The organism is Serratia sp. JSRIV006 (genome assembly GCF_019968685.1).
Taxonomy (GTDB): domain Bacteria; phylum Pseudomonadota; class Gammaproteobacteria; order Enterobacterales; family Enterobacteriaceae; genus Chania; species Chania fonticola_B.
The window spans coordinates 1-16333 of sequence record NZ_CP074138.1 but is presented as its reverse complement, the minus strand read 5'-3'; the positions used below and the strand labels follow the sequence as shown (position 1 = coordinate 16333).

General features: G+C 53.3%; 19 protein-coding genes and 1 pseudogene. 16 read left to right on the top strand and 4 right to left on the bottom strand.

Going from position 1 to position 16333, the window contains the following annotated elements:
* Positions 1-595 precede the first annotated feature (595 nt).
* Entirely contained in the window at positions 596-1972 is a 1377-nt protein-coding gene (locus tag KGP16_RS26650; protein WP_223501689.1) for a DUF3560 domain-containing protein, read from the top strand.
* A 45-nt stretch (positions 1973-2017) separates the two neighbouring features.
* A complete protein-coding gene (locus tag KGP16_RS26645) occupies positions 2018-2584 on the top strand; it encodes a methyltransferase (RefSeq protein ID WP_223501688.1) in 567 nt (188 codons plus the stop codon).
* A 399-nt stretch (positions 2585-2983) separates the two neighbouring features.
* On the opposite strand, the pseudogene KGP16_RS26640 reads toward KGP16_RS26645, so the two are convergent.
* Positions 2984-3109: pseudogene (locus KGP16_RS26640) on the bottom strand (hypothetical protein); the annotation flags it as partial.
* A 298-nt stretch (positions 3110-3407) separates the two neighbouring features.
* Here KGP16_RS26640 and KGP16_RS26635 point away from each other — a divergent pair.
* The 7 genes from KGP16_RS26635 (at position 3408) to KGP16_RS26605 (ending at position 8278) form a co-directional block, all read left to right on the top strand.
* Complete coding sequence (locus KGP16_RS26635) at positions 3408-3752, top strand: hypothetical protein (protein ID WP_223501686.1); 345 nt, start codon at positions 3408-3410, stop codon at positions 3750-3752.
* Positions 3753-3831: 79 nt separating this feature from the next.
* Positions 3832-4695 carry a DUF4942 domain-containing protein gene (locus tag KGP16_RS26630; protein ID WP_223501685.1) on the top strand — a complete coding sequence of 288 codons (864 nt, stop codon included), beginning with the start codon at positions 3832-3834 and terminating at the stop codon, positions 4693-4695.
* 102 nt (positions 4696-4797) lie between these two features.
* Positions 4798-5118 (top strand): hypothetical protein, encoded by a 321-nt coding sequence (locus KGP16_RS26625; protein WP_223501683.1) that lies wholly within the window; start codon positions 4798-4800, stop codon positions 5116-5118.
* 521 nt (positions 5119-5639) lie between these two features.
* On the top strand, positions 5640-6269 hold the full coding sequence (locus KGP16_RS26620) for a ParA family protein (protein WP_065684391.1): 630 nt from the start codon (positions 5640-5642) through the stop codon (positions 6267-6269).
* 5 nt (positions 6270-6274) lie between these two features.
* The gene (locus KGP16_RS26615) at positions 6275-6658 is read left to right on the top strand and encodes a hypothetical protein (RefSeq protein ID WP_223501682.1); all 384 of its coding nucleotides are present in this window, start codon (positions 6275-6277) and stop codon (positions 6656-6658) included.
* Positions 6659-6911: 253 nt separating this feature from the next.
* On the top strand, positions 6912-7883 hold the full coding sequence (gene parM, locus KGP16_RS26610) for a plasmid segregation protein ParM domain-containing protein (protein ID WP_218520534.1): 972 nt from the start codon (positions 6912-6914) through the stop codon (positions 7881-7883).
* A 2-nt stretch (positions 7884-7885) separates the two neighbouring features.
* Positions 7886-8278, top strand: a complete 393-nt coding sequence (locus tag KGP16_RS26605) for a plasmid partitioning/stability family protein (RefSeq protein ID WP_223501681.1) — start codon at positions 7886-7888, stop codon at positions 8276-8278.
* Positions 8279-8386: 108 nt separating this feature from the next.
* Here the strand turns inward: KGP16_RS26605 and umuC are convergent, their stop codons facing one another.
* The 3 genes from umuC to KGP16_RS26590 form a co-directional block, all read right to left on the bottom strand.
* Positions 8387-9646, bottom strand: coding sequence for a translesion error-prone DNA polymerase V subunit UmuC (gene umuC / locus KGP16_RS26600; RefSeq protein ID WP_223501680.1), 1260 nt, complete (start codon positions 9644-9646; stop codon positions 8387-8389).
* A gap of 7 nt (positions 9647-9653) precedes the next feature.
* Complete coding sequence (gene umuD / locus KGP16_RS26595) at positions 9654-10073, bottom strand: translesion error-prone DNA polymerase V autoproteolytic subunit (RefSeq protein ID WP_065684396.1); 420 nt, start codon at positions 10071-10073, stop codon at positions 9654-9656.
* Positions 10074-10467: 394 nt separating this feature from the next.
* Entirely contained in the window at positions 10468-10620 is a 153-nt protein-coding gene (locus KGP16_RS26590; RefSeq protein ID WP_218520539.1) for a hypothetical protein, read from the bottom strand.
* A 309-nt stretch (positions 10621-10929) separates the two neighbouring features.
* Between KGP16_RS26590 and KGP16_RS26585 the strand changes: the two genes are divergently transcribed.
* From KGP16_RS26585 to KGP16_RS26555, 7 genes are all read left to right on the top strand, one after another.
* The gene (locus KGP16_RS26585) at positions 10930-11484 is read left to right on the top strand and encodes a single-stranded DNA-binding protein (protein ID WP_218520540.1); all 555 of its coding nucleotides are present in this window, start codon (positions 10930-10932) and stop codon (positions 11482-11484) included.
* Positions 11485-11539: 55 nt separating this feature from the next.
* Complete coding sequence (locus KGP16_RS26580) at positions 11540-11776, top strand: DUF905 family protein (RefSeq protein ID WP_218520541.1); 237 nt, start codon at positions 11540-11542, stop codon at positions 11774-11776.
* 66 nt (positions 11777-11842) lie between these two features.
* Positions 11843-13885: a ParB/RepB/Spo0J family partition protein gene (locus KGP16_RS26575; RefSeq protein ID WP_223501674.1), complete on the top strand. Its 2043-nt coding sequence runs from the start codon at positions 11843-11845 to the stop codon at positions 13883-13885.
* A gap of 38 nt (positions 13886-13923) precedes the next feature.
* The gene (locus KGP16_RS26570; RefSeq protein WP_218520543.1) at positions 13924-14370 is read left to right on the top strand and encodes a conjugation system SOS inhibitor PsiB family protein; all 447 of its coding nucleotides are present in this window, start codon (positions 13924-13926) and stop codon (positions 14368-14370) included.
* Positions 14367-15089 carry a plasmid SOS inhibition protein A gene (locus tag KGP16_RS26565; RefSeq protein WP_223501672.1) on the top strand — a complete coding sequence of 241 codons (723 nt, stop codon included), beginning with the start codon at positions 14367-14369 and terminating at the stop codon, positions 15087-15089. The genes KGP16_RS26570 and KGP16_RS26565 overlap by 4 nt, the downstream gene beginning before the upstream one ends.
* A 2-nt stretch (positions 15090-15091) precedes the next feature.
* On the top strand, positions 15092-15406 hold the full coding sequence (locus KGP16_RS26560) for a theronine dehydrogenase (RefSeq protein ID WP_223501718.1): 315 nt from the start codon (positions 15092-15094) through the stop codon (positions 15404-15406).
* Between the two features lie 93 nt (positions 15407-15499).
* Positions 15500-15715 carry a hypothetical protein gene (locus KGP16_RS26555; RefSeq protein WP_223501671.1) on the top strand — a complete coding sequence of 72 codons (216 nt, stop codon included), beginning with the start codon at positions 15500-15502 and terminating at the stop codon, positions 15713-15715.
* The last annotated feature ends 618 nt before the right edge of the window (positions 15716-16333 follow it).

Sequence of the window (16333 nt, the reverse complement as noted above, 5' to 3'; positions counted from 1 at the left end):
CCAACCGAGAACGGGGATAGGGGGCAGACCTAATTATCATCGTCTTTCTATACGGTGTTCTCTCTGTATGCCTGCATTGCTTCTTCTTCTGGATATTCTTCCTGCTGTACATCCAGTTACGCCATTTTCTACAGAGCAGACTCTTCGGCCCCCTTCGGCTTCCTGGCATAGCCAGGTCGTCACCCCGACTCAGCTAACCCGGCACGAAGTGCCAGGTAAGCTTCGCCGAACCCCGCAAGCGGGTTTCGGCCTGACGGTGCGGGTCTGATGTCCAAGGTCAACACCTGCAGCTGGCCGATGGCCACCGCATTCACCACGCCGTCGATAACCCTGCCGGCGCTCTAAAGTGCGGAACGGCTTTCGCAGACGCGCCGCCATTCCGCATTGCGCCCTGTTTCATCCTCGGCATGGGGGAGGCCTCCGTGAGTAATTCCGACCGTCGCTGCGCAGCAGACCACATTCCCTCGCTCCTTCTGGCAAGCCTGTAATGAACGCCTGTGGCGGGCTTGCCAGCGCTCCTGAACGTGGTCTGGGCCAATGCGCGACGGCGAATACTCACAGAAGCATCACATCAACCCATAAGGAGAGTCAAAACATGTCACAACAGAACGTCCAGGGCGCGACAGCGAAGCCTACAGAAGCATCTTTTGAAATTCACGGGCAGGATTACCGGGCGACCTATTCCCCGGATGACAATAAATTGCGGTTGTATACCTCTCAACGCCTTGATGATGAAACCTACGCGATAGTGAGCAAAGCAGGCTTTAAGTGGGCACCTAAACAAGACCTATTCGTTGCCCCTGCGTGGACACCCCGCCGGGAAGATGTGTTGATCGCGCTGGCCGGAGAAATCGAGGACGACGACAGCACGTTGATCGAGCGACAGGAAGAACGCGCCGAGCGTTTCAGCGGTTACAGTGACAAACGGGCCAGCGAATCCGGTCAAACCCTGTCCCACGTGGATAAACTCGCCGCTGCTGTGCCTTTTGGGCAGCCTATTCTTGTTGGCCACCACAGCGAACGTAAGGCGCGACGCCATGCCCAAAAAATCGAAAATGGCATGCAAAAGGCGGTCATGCTGTTTGAACAGGCCGAGTATTGGCAGCACCGCGCCAAAGCCTCTCTGTTGCACGGCAAATACAAAGAGCGCCCCGATGTGCGCTATCGCCGTATCAAGGGCATCAAGGCAGATCTGCGCAAGGCGGAAAGAACGATCGAAGAGGCTAACAAGTATCTGACGCGCTGGCGCGCCGATGGACTGGATTTAAAGCGGGCATTGGCCATCAGTGACTTTGAGCATGTAGCGGCTTGCTTCAGTCTGGAACAGTACCCACGCCCACCGGAGAAAAGCCAGTATGAGGGGATGATGAGCCTCTATTCCGCGCTCAAAAATGACATCATTACACCGGAACAGGCCCGTAATATCGCCGTTTCTTACCATGAAAGCACCATCCGCCATTATCGGCGCTGGGCGACCCATTACGAAAATCGCCTGAACTATGAACAAGCGATGTTGAATGAACAGGGCGGTGTATTCGCGCGTTCACAAGAATTTCAGGTGGGCGGTCAGGTCAAAAGCCGGGGGGAATGGCTAAAAATCATCAGGATCAACAAAAGCGCGGGAGAAGTCAGCACGGTAGAAACGCCCTGTTATACGTTCCTGGGCTATGAGGGAACGATGAAACTGACCGTCGATAAAATCACGGACTATACCGCCCCCACGGAAGCCGATGCGGCACAAGCCCCCGTGACGGTAAAACGTCCCCCGATCGTTAACTATCCTGATGAGGGATTTGTAACGATGACCAAGGCCGAATGGGCCGCTAAACCGAGGGATTACAAAGGGGTGCGCCTTCAAGCCGCCACAGAGACACACGGTGCCTACCGTTATCGCCGCGTAATGACCGCAGGTTGCAGCCTGAGCACTGTCTACATTACTGACTTAAAAATTGTCGAAATCCCGAATAAATAACAGCAGCTCCCCGGAGTCCATCCGGGGAGTCATGGAGAGGCTGAGATGCACACTGCATTAAAACAACGTATCGAGATGATGCGCGGAAAAATTCAACAGAGCGCCCCGGTGATGACCGTTCCGGCCAGTTCACAAGTGTTTGTGACGCCCGAAAACACATGTCACCGCCTGGTATCGCTGGCGGGGATCACCGATCAGGACACGATACTGGAACCCAGCGCCGGCACAGGGGCAATTTTACGGGCTATCCGGGCCGTGGCTCCCGCTGCGGCGTGTGACGCGGTAGAACTCAACGCGCAGTTGTGTGACTACCTGCGCAGGGAATTTGATGACGTCAACGTGATCTGTAGCGATTTCCTGCACTATGCGCCCCAGAAGCGCTATAGCCATATCATCATGAATCCGCCGTTTAACCGGGCAGCCGATATTCACCATATCCAGCACGCTTGCACGCTGCTTAAACCCGGTGGCGTGCTCACGGCTATCTGCCTGAACGGGCCACGCCAGAATGAAATCCTTAAACCGCTGGCTGAGCACTGGGAGCCTTTACCGGGTGGCCTGTTTGCCTATACCGGGGTGTCTACAGCCATACTGCGCCTGACAGTAGCATAGCACCGCGCCACGATACCGGCAGGGGTGAACGCCCCTGTCTCAGCGCCGGAAAAAGCCGCGCGCCTGCGGCGCTGGGATGGCCGCGCTAACGCGCAGCCAATCCCGTTGCGCGGTAGGGATATCTCGACTGAACGCAGATCATGTGTGTTGCCAGTGCTGTCTATTCTCTTCCTGGTCTTTCGTCTCTCCTCACTCTGGGTATCCCTCAAAAACGGAAAAGGCCACCTTTGGGGTCCCTTCGGCTTACCGCCCGTTCCGGTCGGCTCGTCGAGCCACACTCCGCCCGTTGTGCCGATAAATCGGCACGCCAGTCTCCGCTGAACCCCGCTAAAGCGGGTTTCAGCCCTGCGGGTAGTGTCTGATACCGAACGTCAAGGGCATCGCTTGCGTGTCTCCGCGACCGGAGACTGCCGCTCTGTCGCGCCGTGGCCTGCGCTCTCTGCACCCCGCCGAACCCCTGCCGGGGTGTAAGGGGCAACGCCGTTTCGCCTCGCTTCTTCGGCGTTGCGCCGGGTCCCTGCTCACTCATACCCGTTACAACGTCACCGTTTAAGTCCCTGTCGCCGGGGCTGATTGAGCCACAGTCTTCCTGGCCGTCCAGGTACTGCTGAAGCACAGTCTCAAAACTTTTTGCCAGCAAAAACTTTTGCGCCCGCCCTGGACGTCTGCCTCAGACCGTTGCTCTTTCGCCCTTGCGGCGCAGGTTCTCAAACGGGTGATGGCAATACCGGAGGAAAAAGAGCAGCAGGTACCCGCAAAACGTCAACACCGCGACGAGGAAACTCAACGGGTGATGGTTTTTTAACACAAAAGGAGAAGTAAGATGAACGCTACCACGATCCAGAAACCGGCTTTCAACGCGACCCCTGACAGCCACCGTAAAACGTGCATGGTCATTTATTGCGTGATCAAAGGCACGCCCTCTATCCACTTCTGTAGTTCTCCCCTATCTGGCGCAGACAGCAACCTGTGGATAGCCATCAATCCCGCCAGTTCTTCAGTGTCTCCAGTGGGGCAAAAGGTCGAAAGAAGCGATCTACACGCCGCCATCGAACAAATCATGACCATCAACAATATGGCGCATAACGTTGTGCGTGTAGAGGAAGTGCTACGCCGAAAAGAATATGTCGATTATTGCGTCACTTACAACGCCCTGAGTCGTTCCTGAGTCCATTGCGCCCGATACGAAACAACGTCAACACCCCCGCGAGGAACCTCGTCGGGGGAATACAGAAAGGAGAAATCGAATGAACGCTACCACGTCCCTCACCACCGATATAAACCCTACTCAGGCCGCTGGAGAAATGATCCCCTCGGTCGCCGTCGATCGCATTATCGCGCAGCGTAACAGCGGTATTGCAACGTTCTTGCAGGCGATTGCCCTGCTTCAGCAGGCGCGTGAGCAACTGCTGAGTGCGTCAGGCAAAACCTACTTCCCTGACTTTAATCGCATCATCGAATACAGCCTTTCCAGCCCGGTTGCCACTGAGCAAGATAAAATCCGACGTAACATCAGCCGTGCGGCAGACCGTGAAGTTTGGCAACGTCTGATGAACGATACAGGTATGTTTACCCTGATGAGCACCAAGCAGCGGGACGCGTGGGATACCAGCCTGTACAGCGATGCTTGCCCGGAAATTTCGCTTGATAACGTACTGGCGACCTTTAAAAACCTTCACGCCAACAAGGCTGATACGTTCGAACAGGGGCTGATCGATGTGTTCCGTTCCCTCTCTTGGGACTACAAGACGAATAACCCTTGCTGCCTGGGCAAAAAAATCATCCTCAATGGGATGGTGAGCAGCTTTCAGGATAAATTCTATTCGTTAGGGAGTTACGGCCAGACGCGGATCAATGACCTTGCGCGGCCTTTCTGGATATTGGACGGTAAGAACGTGCCAGATTTTCGGGTGTCCGAAGGGGCGCGGTTTAGTGAGTTTATGTCTCGGGGGCCAAAGCAGGTAAACCAGCTCTTTACCTGTGAATACTTCACCATTAAAGCCTTTAAAATTGGCACGGCGCACATTGTATTTACCCGCCCGGAGTTGGTCGATAAAATCAATGATATTGTCGCCCGGCGCTTCCCTGGTGCGTTACCGCCTGCGGTCTAAAGTATTGGCGGGGGAAACCCCGCCTTAATGTTTCTTGGTTGCAAACTTTCAGAGAGATTGCGATCATCACGTAGGCGGTTACCAGGAAGGGAGGAACTACCGGTGAGCAACAACAAGAAGGATGTGCAGAGTGCAGTGCAACAGATCCTGAAGAACGACAGTTCTGCCAATACACGGATGCTGTTCGATGACAATGCCAGTAATGGCTGGGCCTTGCTTCATCAAATCAAGCGCAACAGAAACCGCTTTCTCCGATGGACTTTATACCTGTACATCATTTTAGGTGTGGTGCTCTACGGGTGTCATCTGATGTCCAAGCAGAAACCTGATGGCATGTGGAACTCGCTCTATTTTGCAGTAGCGCTCAGTGCTCCCTTTGTTGCCTATGTTGTCGGTAAGCGGGCATTCAAAAGGGACAGGTAGCAACCAGATCGGCACGGATACCCAGCCCCCTGTAAGTTTGCGCCGGAAAAGCAGCGCCTGCGGCGCATAAGGCGTAACAGACAGCGCTGCCGCGCTGTTCTCTTCAGCCTTATGGTTTCGTTGATGCATACCGGGTGTTCCCTCTCTACCACGGCGAATTCCCTCCCTCTTACTTCTACCTTGCGCGCCTCCCCATTCTGGGGAACGAGCTGGCGTGAACGGAGCCAGGTAACCCTGTCTCCGCCCTTCGGGCTTTCATCTCTGACGCAAAATTTGTTGGTATCGCACATATGATTGTTGCAGCAATCTTGCAGCAAGATATTTATTTGTGGTTTGACTTTTTGAAAGGATCGTATCTCTTGTGTTTTATGTAACGTAATGAAATATATATCTAATTTTATAAAATGATTGCGGCAATCTAGCTGCAATCTTGCAGCTAGATTTTGAGTTGTTGCAAGATTAAAGATAGCCTATATAATCATCATATTGCAGCAATCTTGCAGCAAGATAATGGGGGCGTTATGGCTTGGATTGTTGGGTTTGTTTCTCAAAAAGGCGGGGTAGGTAAGAGTACCCAGGCAAGGGCGCTGGCCCGTGAGGCTACCGAGGGGGGCATAAAAACCAAGATTGCTGACCTGGATACGGACCAAGCCACATCAGCGGATTGGCACCGGAGAAGGCTAGCCGCAAATCTGAAACCGGCTGCTTCTGTCGAAGTCTTTTCAACATCTGAGCAGGCGATTGCGGCAGCTGAAGGATTTGATCTGTTGATTATCGATGGCCCGGCGAGAGCCAGTAAAGGTACCTTGGAAATCGCAAAAGTGGCCGATTTGATTGTGCAACCGACGGGGGCCTCTCTTGATGATCTGATCCCTGCTATTAAAGTGTTTCATGGCCTCGTTAACGCCGGTATCCCCCGTGCTAAACTGGTCTTCTCACTTTGCCGCATTGGTACCGAAACGGAAGAGGCTGACGCAAGGGCATACATCCAGGAAGCCGGATACGAAACCCTGGACGGCTGCCTGGTCGAAAAGCCTGCCTACCGACTGGCACAGAACGCGGGATTGGCGGTAACTGAAACCCGCTTTAAAGGCCTCAGAGAACGCGCCGACAAACTTATCCAGGCGCTGATTGATAAAATAGGAGAGTGATTGCAATGGTCGATGTTTCTAGACTAAAGAAACGGGGAGGCCTGGGAACTCCTCCTACTCTTGATGAAGCGGCAACCAGCCTGACGGCACCAGAGGTTGCCCCAGCACCGTTGGAAGAGTCACCAACAACGTTAACACCTTCACCAGTGCCGGATGCTAACAGTGCAAATCCTCCGGTCAAGAGCAAAGCACCAGCTCGGCAGATTTTTCGTGATGGACGTTCCGCCAGAACAACAAACCGCACACTGGCGTTTGCAACGCGGGTGACACCAGAGTTTGACAGAGAGGTCCGCTACATTGCTGAGCGCGAGAACCTAAAGCTTGTTGAGGTACTGGAAAAGGGTATCGAAGCACTCAAAGAAAAACTGAATTACAAAAACCTGAAGTAAAACAATAGCCGTAACTATGATTGCAGCAATCTTGCAGCTAGATTGCTGCAATATTTTTGAATATATAATCTTGCTGCAATCTTGCAGCTAGATTGCAGCAAGACTTAAATGTATAATACTCAGATTGAGTATCAATGTTTGCTATGTAAATACTCAATGTGAGTCTTTATGATGAGATAACTATTATTAACACTCAAATTGAGTGTTAAACTACAAAGGATAAATACTCGAGTTGAGTATTAACGGAGATGGCATGAAACTATTTTGTGATGATGGTTCAACGAACGTAAAACTGGCATGGTTCGAAGCAGGCACGTTAAAAACGTCGGTGTCTGTAAATTCGTTTCGCAACGGTTGGAAAGTCGATGGTCTGGGAAGCCGTAAAACGTACAACTACAGCCTTGATGGTCATAAGTACACCTATGATCCGGTAAGCGAAGCGGCAATCAGTACCACGCACATCGAGTACCAATATACCGACTCAAATGTGTTGGCTGTGCATCATGCGTTGCTCAATAGCGGTCTGGAGCCACAGGAAATCTCACTCACGGTGACGTTACCTATCAGCGAATACTACACGGCTGATTGCCAGAAAAATGAACTTAACATCGAGCGCAAGATCAAGAACCTGTTGCGACCGGTTAGCCTGAATAAGGGTGAAGCCTTCACTATCACCTCGGTGGACGTGATGCCTGAATCATTGCCGGCAGTCTTTACACGTCTGGTCAGTGACAACGTAGGCGAGTTTGAAAAGTCATTGGTCATCGACCTGGGTGGGACAACGCTCGATGTCGGGGTGATTGTCGGCCAGTTCGATGATGTGTCTGCCGTACACGGGAATTCTAAAATCGGTGTGTGTCAGGTAACCAATGCGACCCTGACGGCCCTCAGAATGGCCAGCAGTGACACAAGCCCGATGATCGCTGACGAACTCATCAAGAAGCGCCATGACGCCACGTTTTTCAGTCAGGTTGTCAATGATGAAAGCAAGCAGTCGTTGGTGCGGGATACGATAGAAACGGCGATCCACAAATTGGGTGAGCATGTCGTTGACGATTTGACTAAATTCCGCAACGTGAACAGGGTTTACATTGTCGGCGGAGGTGCAACACTGATAGCACCTGCTGTAAGCAAGTTTTGGGCGCATCTTGGCGATAAAGTGGTACTGATGGATGAGCCTCAAACCGCGCTTGTTAAAGCAATAGCCCGATTTAAAGGAGAGTGAACATGGAGCCTGATGATATGGAGGGAAGAAAAAAAATCTCTCTCTATCTGCATCCGGAAGAATTGTCAGACCGCATGGCGCTTGACCAGGTCGATACTGTTCCACGCAAAAAAAGAGGGGAACTGTATCGGCATGCACTGATCGCCGGGTTGGCATTGCATCAGCTGGATCAAAGGCTACCTGAGTTACTGACCCTGTTGTTCACCAGGACGCTGACACCGGATGAGGTGATCAACCAGCTGGCTGCAATGACAGGGTGGAAGCCATCGCAGGTACAGATCAAGGATGTGCTTGCCGCGCTTAACATGGAAATTCCCAAGGAACCATCAGAGCCAGAGCCTGATGAAAAGGTGAATGTGGAACTTGTCAGGACAAAACTGAAGGGGCTTTTATGACAGACTTATTGGAAGGTGATTTTCGCGCTGGCAAATGAGAATAGTATTTTCATTAAAGGGGAATGCTCCCCAGCTTGCTGAAAGTCACACGCCAGCGCTTGCTGGCGTTTACTTTATCACGGCAACCGGGAGATCCTTCCAGCGTGTCGTATAGGCAGGGGAGAGCATCTCCTGCTTCATTTTCCAGCCTTTGTTGATACCTTGACCCGCAAACCATATCTTGCCCATCCCCGTTGCGTTGATGTGATCCACAACCGTCATCAGTTTCTCACTGTTCGCCCTGGGCGGTAAATCGTCAAACAGGTCTATCTGTCCGGGCCGGTGACAAAAGTCATTCAGGATGATGCCGGCTTTTTGGTACCGGTACCCGTCGCGCCAGATTTGCTCCAGGGCTTTCATCGCGGCCGCAACGATATCACGTGTATCTTGCGTGGCCAGCATCAGTACCTGGTTCGCATTATTCCCGTAATACGGATCATTGGCGTATGGACTGGTGCGTAGAAATACGCTGACGTGTCGGCAGTATTGCCGTTCCTCACGCAGTTTTTCTGCGGCGCGCTCTGCATATTGGCAGACCGCCTGCCGCATGTCCTGCAGCTGCGTTACGCGTTCGCCAAAGCTGCGGCTGCAGATGATTTGCTGCTTTGCCGGCAGGGTATCGATCGAGATGCACGCGGTACCGTTGAGCTCACGAACGGTACGTTCTACCACCACGCCAAAGGTTCTTTTCATCAACTGCAGGTTGGCATCGGCCAGCTGCAGCACCGTTTCTATTCCCATCACTCTGAGCTTGGCCGAAAGCTTGCGGCCTATGCCCCACACCTCCTCGATCGGGAGCAATGCCATCAGCTTGCGCTGCCGTAGCCGATCGCTCAAATCCACCACGCCGCCAGTCGCTGGCCACGTTTTTGCTGCGTGGTTGGCCAGCTTTGCCAGTGTGCGGGTTTGGGCTATGCCAATGCCACAGCTCAGCCCGGTTTGCTGCTTTACCGTCGTTCGAACGCGCTGGCCAAAAGCGAGGAATGGCTCACAGGTGTTAATGCCGGTGATGTCCAGGAAGGCTTCATCAATCGAGTAAATCTCCAGTTTCGGTGCCAGGGCTTCCAGCACGGACATGGTGCGGGCACTGATATCGCCGTAAAGCGCATAGTTACTGCTGAACGTCGCTACCTGGTACCGGGTGATCAGCGATTTCATTTGGAAATAGGGGGCACCGCGTTTAATACCCAGCGCTTTCGCCTCGCGGTTGGCCGCCACGATCGCACCATCATTATTACTGAGCACGATCACCGGTTTACCCTTCAGGTCTGGCCGAAACAGCTGCTCACAGCTGGCATACATCGAATTGACATCACAGAGCAGGTACATGGCCAACTCAACGGAAGGTATGAATGCCGTGTATCACGACACCAAATATATCCAGATCGTCTGGATCAACATAAATCGGGCTGTAGGCAGCATTCATTGGCTGCAGGCAGAGTTGGGGGTGAACACACAGACGCTTGACCGTAAATTCACCACCCACAGAGGCAACTACAATATCGCCGTGCCGGGGTTCCAGGGCTTTATCAACGATCAGCAGATCGCCGGAGAGAATACCCGTCTCAATCATGGATTCACCTTCAGCACGAACGAAATAAGTCGCTGAAGGATGGTGAATTAAAAACTGATTCAGATCCAGCTGGGCTTCTATCCAGTCTTGGGCTGGGCTGGGAAAACCTGCAGGGCAACTTTCTCCAAACAGAGGGAGCGAAAGCCGGCTTTCAGTCAGGGCAGCGATCAGTTCTGCTTTCATCTTGTATTGAAACCTTGAATATATACTGTATGAATTAACAGTATTATGAATGCCGTGTTAGCCAAATAGCAAGGTGGCCAGGGAGTCAATCAGGTAGGTGGATGTTTTGCCATTGAAAATAGTTTCTTTGCAAATTAATGACTGGCTCAGCAAAAAACGCAGGGCCAGGGTAGCAAGGGGGTATCCGAGGACGATCGGCAGGGTAGCAGGGCCAGGAAAGGAACTGCCGGAAGAAAAAACCGTGTTGGCCCCCAGGGGCTTCCCGCCCGTTCCGGTCGGCGCGTCGCCTGCATTCCGCTAAGCCCGTCAATTGACGGCCTAAGCTCCACGGAGCCACGGGTCGTGTCTCCGCCTTCGGTAGCAACCGAGGCTGGATGGAAGGTCAACACCAAGGTCAGGGGCGCGCTTGCAGCGGCCAGGGCCGCGCCGCTTTCACTGCCCTGCGGTAAATCAGCAGGGCGCTGAGGGGCAACGCCGTTTCGCGCCCGCGCGTTTCGTCGTTGCGGCGGGTTCCTGCTCGTTTCATTACCTGGATATCTTCACCCATTTGAGTTCTTTCGCCGGGGCTGAGACAAGCACAACCCGTCTTGCTGTCCAGGGGCCGGCCCTGCCTTTCGCAATAAATTTTTCCCGGCCATTTCATTAGACCGAAAAAAATTTCCCGCTCACCCCCAGACATCTTCACCGGGCCATGCTCGTTTCGCCCTTTGCGGCGAACGACTCTCAAACGGGTGAAGGTAATACCCAGCGGGAAAGTCCAGCAGGTCCCCGCAATAACATCAAAACCGCGGCCCCGACAACTCAACGGGTGATGGTTTTCAAAAGCGAAAGCTCAACGGAAATAAGGAGATTCATCATGGCAGAACGTGGCGTAAACAAAGTGATTTTGGTCGGCAATCTGGGTCAGGCTCCCGAAATTCGTTATATGCCCAATGGGGGTGCGGTAGCCAATCTGACGTTGGCAACTTCCGAAACATGGCGCGACAAGGCAACGGGCGAACAAAAAGAAAAAACCGAATGGCATCGCGTCGTCTTGTTCGGAAAGCTGGCCGAAGTGGCCGGGGAATACCTGAGCAAAGGCTCAAAGGTCTATATCGAGGGGCAACTGCAAACCCGCAAATGGCAGGACGAACAGGGTGGCGATCGCTACACCACCGAAATCGTGGTGAAGGTCAATGGCACCATGCAAATGCTGGGCGGCGGCGAGCGTCAGACCAGCGGCAATGCACCTCAACCTCCGGCTGCCGCGCAGCCAGCAGCCAGCAGCGCACCGGCCAAGGGCAAGCGTACTGGTAAAGGGAAAGGTACGCCAAAGGGAGCAGATGCCGCGCAAGCACCATCAGCGCCACCATCGCAGCCGCAAGGTGGTCAATACCCGCCGATGGATTTTGAAGACGATATCCCGTTCTAGGATTTACCTTTTCGCCCTGTGCAAGCAGGGCATCACTAACAGGAGTTTATCGCCAATGGCTGACCAAACCGATCAACACGTTTTGCTTCCAGAGGGGACGTTTACGCATGAAGAGGCCTGCGCTGTAACAGCTGCCTACAGCAATATCACCATCGAAAACTATCAAGGGGGGCAATTTCAGCTCGTTATCAGGGACAACGGCCACTTGGTCAAGCGTTATTGGAATTTTGAACCTGATGCCGGGTATTGGCTGAATCGCGGTATCACGGATTACGGTGTGAAAAAGCAGTAAGCAAAAGGGTGCCGGACGTGAGCCGTCCGGCAGACAGTAGTCAAGACCATAAGGAGAGTTTCAACTATGTCAGTTACCGAGTCTAAAGCAAAAACTACCAAGAAATCCAGCAGTAAGGCAAAAGCAAAACAAAATGTGGTGGCAGAAACACTGCTCACTTTGCTTGAAAGTACCCCTGTAGAACTGGTGCCCTATTCCCGTTTGGCAGATAGCGAGTTGAATACCCGTATCGTGCCGCATACAGAGAAAGAAGTCAGGGAATTGGCAGACAGTATCAAGGGGGTCGGCATTCTACAAAATCTGATCGTCATGGCGTTGCCGGACGGTCAATTGGCAGTAGTCGGCGGCGGCGGTCGCAAAAAGGCGACCGGGTTGTTGGTAGCCGAGGGGCTGGTCAGTGCCGATCAGCCTTTTGTTCCCGTAAAAATCGTACCCGCCGAAATGGCGGTCGCAGCGTCATGGATTGAAAACAACCACCGGAAAGGGATGCACCCTGCCGAGCAGATCATCGGCTTTCGCACGATGGCAGCGGAAGGGAAGACACCCGCGCAAATTGGCGACCTGCTGGGTTTTGGTGCGCACCACGTTCAACGCATGTTGAAGCTGTCCAGACTGGCCCCTGCCATTATTGATGCCGTGGCAAAAGACGAACTGACCGCAGAGCACTGCCATGTACTGGCGCTGGAAGATGACCATGAACGCCAGTTGCAGGTGCTCGAATTGGCGAAAGCGCGCAGCTATAGCGGCAAACCGCAGGTTAATGATATCCGCAACATTATCACCGCCAGTGAAGTCAGTATCAGCAACAGCCCGAGGTTTGCGTTTGTCGGTGCTGACGTATTTGAAGAGGGGCAGATCCGCCGCGACCTGTTCAGCGGGGAGAATGACGGGTATGTCGATAGCGTGTTGCTCGATACCCACGTCATGAACAAGTTGGAGAAAATTGCCCAAGAAATTCAGGCGCGTGAAGGCTGGTCATGGTGTCTGCACCGATTGAATGCGATCAGCGAGTGGGGAAGGGATAGCAACGATTATACCTTGCAGCAGCCACCCGCACAGGAGCTTACTCCGGAAGAACAGGCCCGGATGGAGGAATGGAACGCGGCGCTAGAAGCCACAGACAACCATGATGATGAGTACGAAATCCAGCAACAGATAGATGATCTGGAAACAGAAGTCGAGATCCGTTCATGGACGCCTGAGCAGAAAGCGCAATCCGGTATTGTCGTTTCCTATGAGCAAGGTGACTTTCGCGTCCAGCGTGGGGTGTTAAAGCAGGAGCCAGAGCCGGAAGAGGCAGAAAATACACCGCAGGAGGGCGAGGAAACAGCAGCAGCGTCAGGCGAACCTCGGGGAATAACGTATACCAGAGCACCGGATCCGGCAGACGATATCAGCTTGCCGTTACTGACCAAAATGTCCTCTGAGAGAACACTGGCGGTTCAAGCGGCGTTACTCCAAGACACCCCCAAGGCCGTTGCGTTGCTGGCATGGAAACTGTGCCAAAACGTGTTGGGAACATACTGTAGCCCAACGTCGGCGCTTAAAGCATCAATATCATACTCTCACTCTTCCCTCACCAGTAATGCACCATCAGGGAGTGAAGGTACCGCATATCTTGCGCTGGAGGCTGAAAAAGAGCGGATTAGCGCCTTGTTGCCGAAAGGGTGGGAAAAAGATTTCACCACTTTCTTTACCCTGAGCGGTGAAACCCTGATGTCTATCCTTGGGCTGTGTACTGCCTGTGCGCTAGATGGCGTACAAACCCGTGAATGCGGTCATACCTCACGCAGTACGCTCGATCCGCTGGAAACGGCGCTGGGCTTCCATATGCGTGACTGGTGGCAACCGACCAAGGCCAATTTCTTTGATCACCTCAAAAAGCCTCAAATCATTGAGTTTCTGACCGACGCCGGATTTACAGGGGCGGCAAGTGATGCAGAGAAGATGAAAAAAGGCGATGCCGCCGAACTGGCTGAAGAACGGATGAAGGGGAATCGTTGGGTTCCGGTGTGGTTAAAAGCGCCAGAGGCCAAAACTGAAACGGCGACGACCGAAGAAGACATCCAAGAAACCGCTGACACCAACCCAACCCCTGACGCAGCCTGATAACGGAGGTGCCGCTCGTCAAGGGCGGCAATAACACCATGACGAAAGAAGAAAAATTTACCCTGGCCAAACTGCAAGCGTTTACCGCCACAGATTTTGAACAATACCGCGAACGTGGTGATAAGGCCCGCATGACGTTGTCCAGTGCGGTCATCACTGAACTGGCACTGCCTGACTGTTGGCAGATTGACTGTGAGCAGCGGCAAGAGTGGGGCGGTGTTCATCCGGTACACCTGCGCGTACATCACCCATTGGCCTCACAGGTACCGTTCGAGATCCTTTGTCCGTGTCACGAGTCGCCTTACTGGTATTGCCGTCTGCCGTTTGAGGAGGGAACCTCGGTAGCGTGGTTCTACAGTGCTGACAGTTTCGACCCGGATGCCATCAGGGCGGTGGTCAGGCGGCTGGATGAGTATATCCGCGCCGGTTACACCGAAGCGAACATGCTGGCAGCGGCGTTGCGTATGGGAGGGCTGACAGTATGATCCCGAACCATTTAGCGCTCGTTCCTGTTAATTCGTATCAGCGTGCAGCCATGCAGGCCATTATTACCGTAGAAGATAAGATCCAACGGGGTAAAAGAGTGGGCCAATATCCCTACGCGCGTGAACTGCTTCGAGAGTTATACGGAAGCAGCCACAGAGTATCGGCAGAAAATGTGCATAGAGCCGCTGGAAGATACGATCATCAAGGACGAAAATCCGCGACCAAGGACGACATAATCAGGGCGTTGGATATCCTGATCGCCAGCCATGGAGAAATTTGCCCACACCCACTTTCCACCGATCATGGCTACTTGTATTTTCCTGAAGTGCGTTATCGCTTACGCGAACGCCATCATCGTAAATGCGATCTGAAAGTTGCCCGCAGGTTAAGCAATGAGGAACGTGAACGCCAGCAAAAACGCCGACGTTATCAGGTTCAGGTGGCGCAAGCGGAAATTGAACTGGCCTTTATTACACCCAGTGAACTTGCCGCATGGTATAAGCGACAGGAACGTCAGGGGGTCCATGATGAAGACCTGATGGGCATGGTGCAGGTGTGGAGCCAGCGCTTTACCAATGTGCTCCAATGGTCCTTTGTGGTCGGGCAACCGCTATGGGCCATTGTCGGTGAAATGCGTGGCGAGATGGAAAGCCGGTCAGTGATAGACCAATGGCTTGATGCGTTGATGCTACCGAACAAGCTGGAGAGCGTGGCGTGAATATGTGGCGCTATTCGCTGCGGTGGGCGTATCCCCATCTGCCTTGTCCTGGTGAAGAGGTACTGGTCTTTGAGGATGTGCCTGCCGGTGAGCGTGCGCCAGCCAGCGTGATGGCACTGTTCATACCTGGTGGCGACTACATGGTGTCTCTGGATTTTTTGGACGATAAGCCAATACGCCGCTGGAGTCCAGAACGCAAGGCACAGGCACGCCAGCGGAATCTGGAACGCCGGGTAATGAAGGCCGCGCCATTGTTTGCCGATGAACTGATCACCCGCGAACTGACAAATCGTCCCGATTACTTCAAAGGCAAATGAGCACTATACTGATCACAATCACTCGCTAAATGGGAGGTGGGTATGTGGAAATTCATAAGACATAAAATCGCAAACAACTCCAAAGTGAAAAAGATGTCTGAGGCAGAGAGAAAGCGTATCGGCGGAAAATTTATCATGTTTGGTACCTTTACGTTGCTGGTACCGCTCACTGCCATGATGTTCTCATACCATAGTGTATTGATGCATGTCGTCTCTCAGGTCGTTTGGATTTCAGCAATGATCGTCGGCTGTGGTATTGCTTTCGAGTCCGGCGAAAAGCACCAGGGCCGCAATAGGGCACAGCGGTAGGGAAGAAGGCAGCGCTAACGCGCTGCTTTCTTATTTCCGCTCCTGCCTGTTTTCTCTCTCAGTTCTCTGGGTAGCACTACCAGGTAGCTCTATACACATCCTTATCATCTTCTGCAGTCTCCTTTACCTCTATTTTCTTCACCGCCGACCCTGGTGATGCAGCTGGCTGACAAACCACGTCAAGGGCCACCTGGATACCTTCGGCTCCCCAGCTTTGCTGGGTCGTCACCCCTACTCAGCTAACCCGGCACGGGGTGCCAGGTAAGCTTCTGCCGAACCCCGCGAGCGGGTTTCGGGCCTGACGGCTAGGGTCTGATATCTAACGACCAGGTCAACCCCGGCAGTTGGCCAGGGCCAACGCATTCACTGCCCTACGATAGGACCGTAGGGCGCTAAGGACGCCACGGCTGTTTGCCGTGTCGGGTGTGTGCTCGTTGTTTGCCCCGTGTCAGTCACATCACCGACTGAGTCCCTCGCCCCGCTAAAAACTACCTGCCTGGCGGCTGAATTCAAGTCTGTCGCCGGCACCCGTTCGCACTCCCTGCGGTCGCTTGCGCTGCGGCTTTGTCGCCAGTCTTGATTTCATCCTTTTACCAGGCAGGTCAGTTTAGCGGTTGC

Excerpts from the sequence above, each read along its gene's own strand:
- KGP16_RS26590 (WP_218520539.1), bottom strand. The coding sequence starts at position 10,620 with ATGGGTGAAGATATCCAGGTAATGAAACGAGCAGGAACCCGCCGCAAC.
- umuD (WP_065684396.1), bottom strand. The coding sequence starts at position 10,073 with ATGAAAGCAGAACTGATCGCTGCCCTGACTGAAAGCCGGCTTTCGCTC.
- KGP16_RS26645 (WP_223501688.1), top strand. The coding sequence starts at position 2,018 with ATGCACACTGCATTAAAACAACGTATCGAGATGATGCGCGGAAAAATT.
- KGP16_RS26575 (WP_223501674.1), top strand. The coding sequence starts at position 11,843 with ATGTCAGTTACCGAGTCTAAAGCAAAAACTACCAAGAAATCCAGCAGT.
- KGP16_RS26580 (WP_218520541.1), top strand. The coding sequence starts at position 11,540 with ATGGCTGACCAAACCGATCAACACGTTTTGCTTCCAGAGGGGACGTTT.
- KGP16_RS26560 (WP_223501718.1), top strand. The coding sequence starts at position 15,092 with ATGTGGCGCTATTCGCTGCGGTGGGCGTATCCCCATCTGCCTTGTCCT.
- umuC (WP_223501680.1), bottom strand. The coding sequence starts at position 9,646 with ATGTACCTGCTCTGTGATGTCAATTCGATGTATGCCAGCTGTGAGCAG.
- KGP16_RS26615 (WP_223501682.1), top strand. The coding sequence starts at position 6,275 with ATGGTCGATGTTTCTAGACTAAAGAAACGGGGAGGCCTGGGAACTCCT.
- KGP16_RS26630 (WP_223501685.1), top strand. The coding sequence starts at position 3,832 with ATGAACGCTACCACGTCCCTCACCACCGATATAAACCCTACTCAGGCC.
- KGP16_RS26570 (WP_218520543.1), top strand. The coding sequence starts at position 13,924 with ATGACGAAAGAAGAAAAATTTACCCTGGCCAAACTGCAAGCGTTTACC.
- KGP16_RS26565 (WP_223501672.1), top strand. The coding sequence starts at position 14,367 with ATGATCCCGAACCATTTAGCGCTCGTTCCTGTTAATTCGTATCAGCGT.
- KGP16_RS26620 (WP_065684391.1), top strand. The coding sequence starts at position 5,640 with ATGGCTTGGATTGTTGGGTTTGTTTCTCAAAAAGGCGGGGTAGGTAAG.
- parM (WP_218520534.1), top strand. The coding sequence starts at position 6,912 with ATGAAACTATTTTGTGATGATGGTTCAACGAACGTAAAACTGGCATGG.
- KGP16_RS26585 (WP_218520540.1), top strand. The coding sequence starts at position 10,930 with ATGGCAGAACGTGGCGTAAACAAAGTGATTTTGGTCGGCAATCTGGGT.
- KGP16_RS26605 (WP_223501681.1), top strand. The coding sequence starts at position 7,886 with ATGGAGCCTGATGATATGGAGGGAAGAAAAAAAATCTCTCTCTATCTG.
- KGP16_RS26635 (WP_223501686.1), top strand. The coding sequence starts at position 3,408 with ATGAACGCTACCACGATCCAGAAACCGGCTTTCAACGCGACCCCTGAC.
- KGP16_RS26650 (WP_223501689.1), top strand. The coding sequence starts at position 596 with ATGTCACAACAGAACGTCCAGGGCGCGACAGCGAAGCCTACAGAAGCA.
- KGP16_RS26555 (WP_223501671.1), top strand. The coding sequence starts at position 15,500 with ATGTCTGAGGCAGAGAGAAAGCGTATCGGCGGAAAATTTATCATGTTT.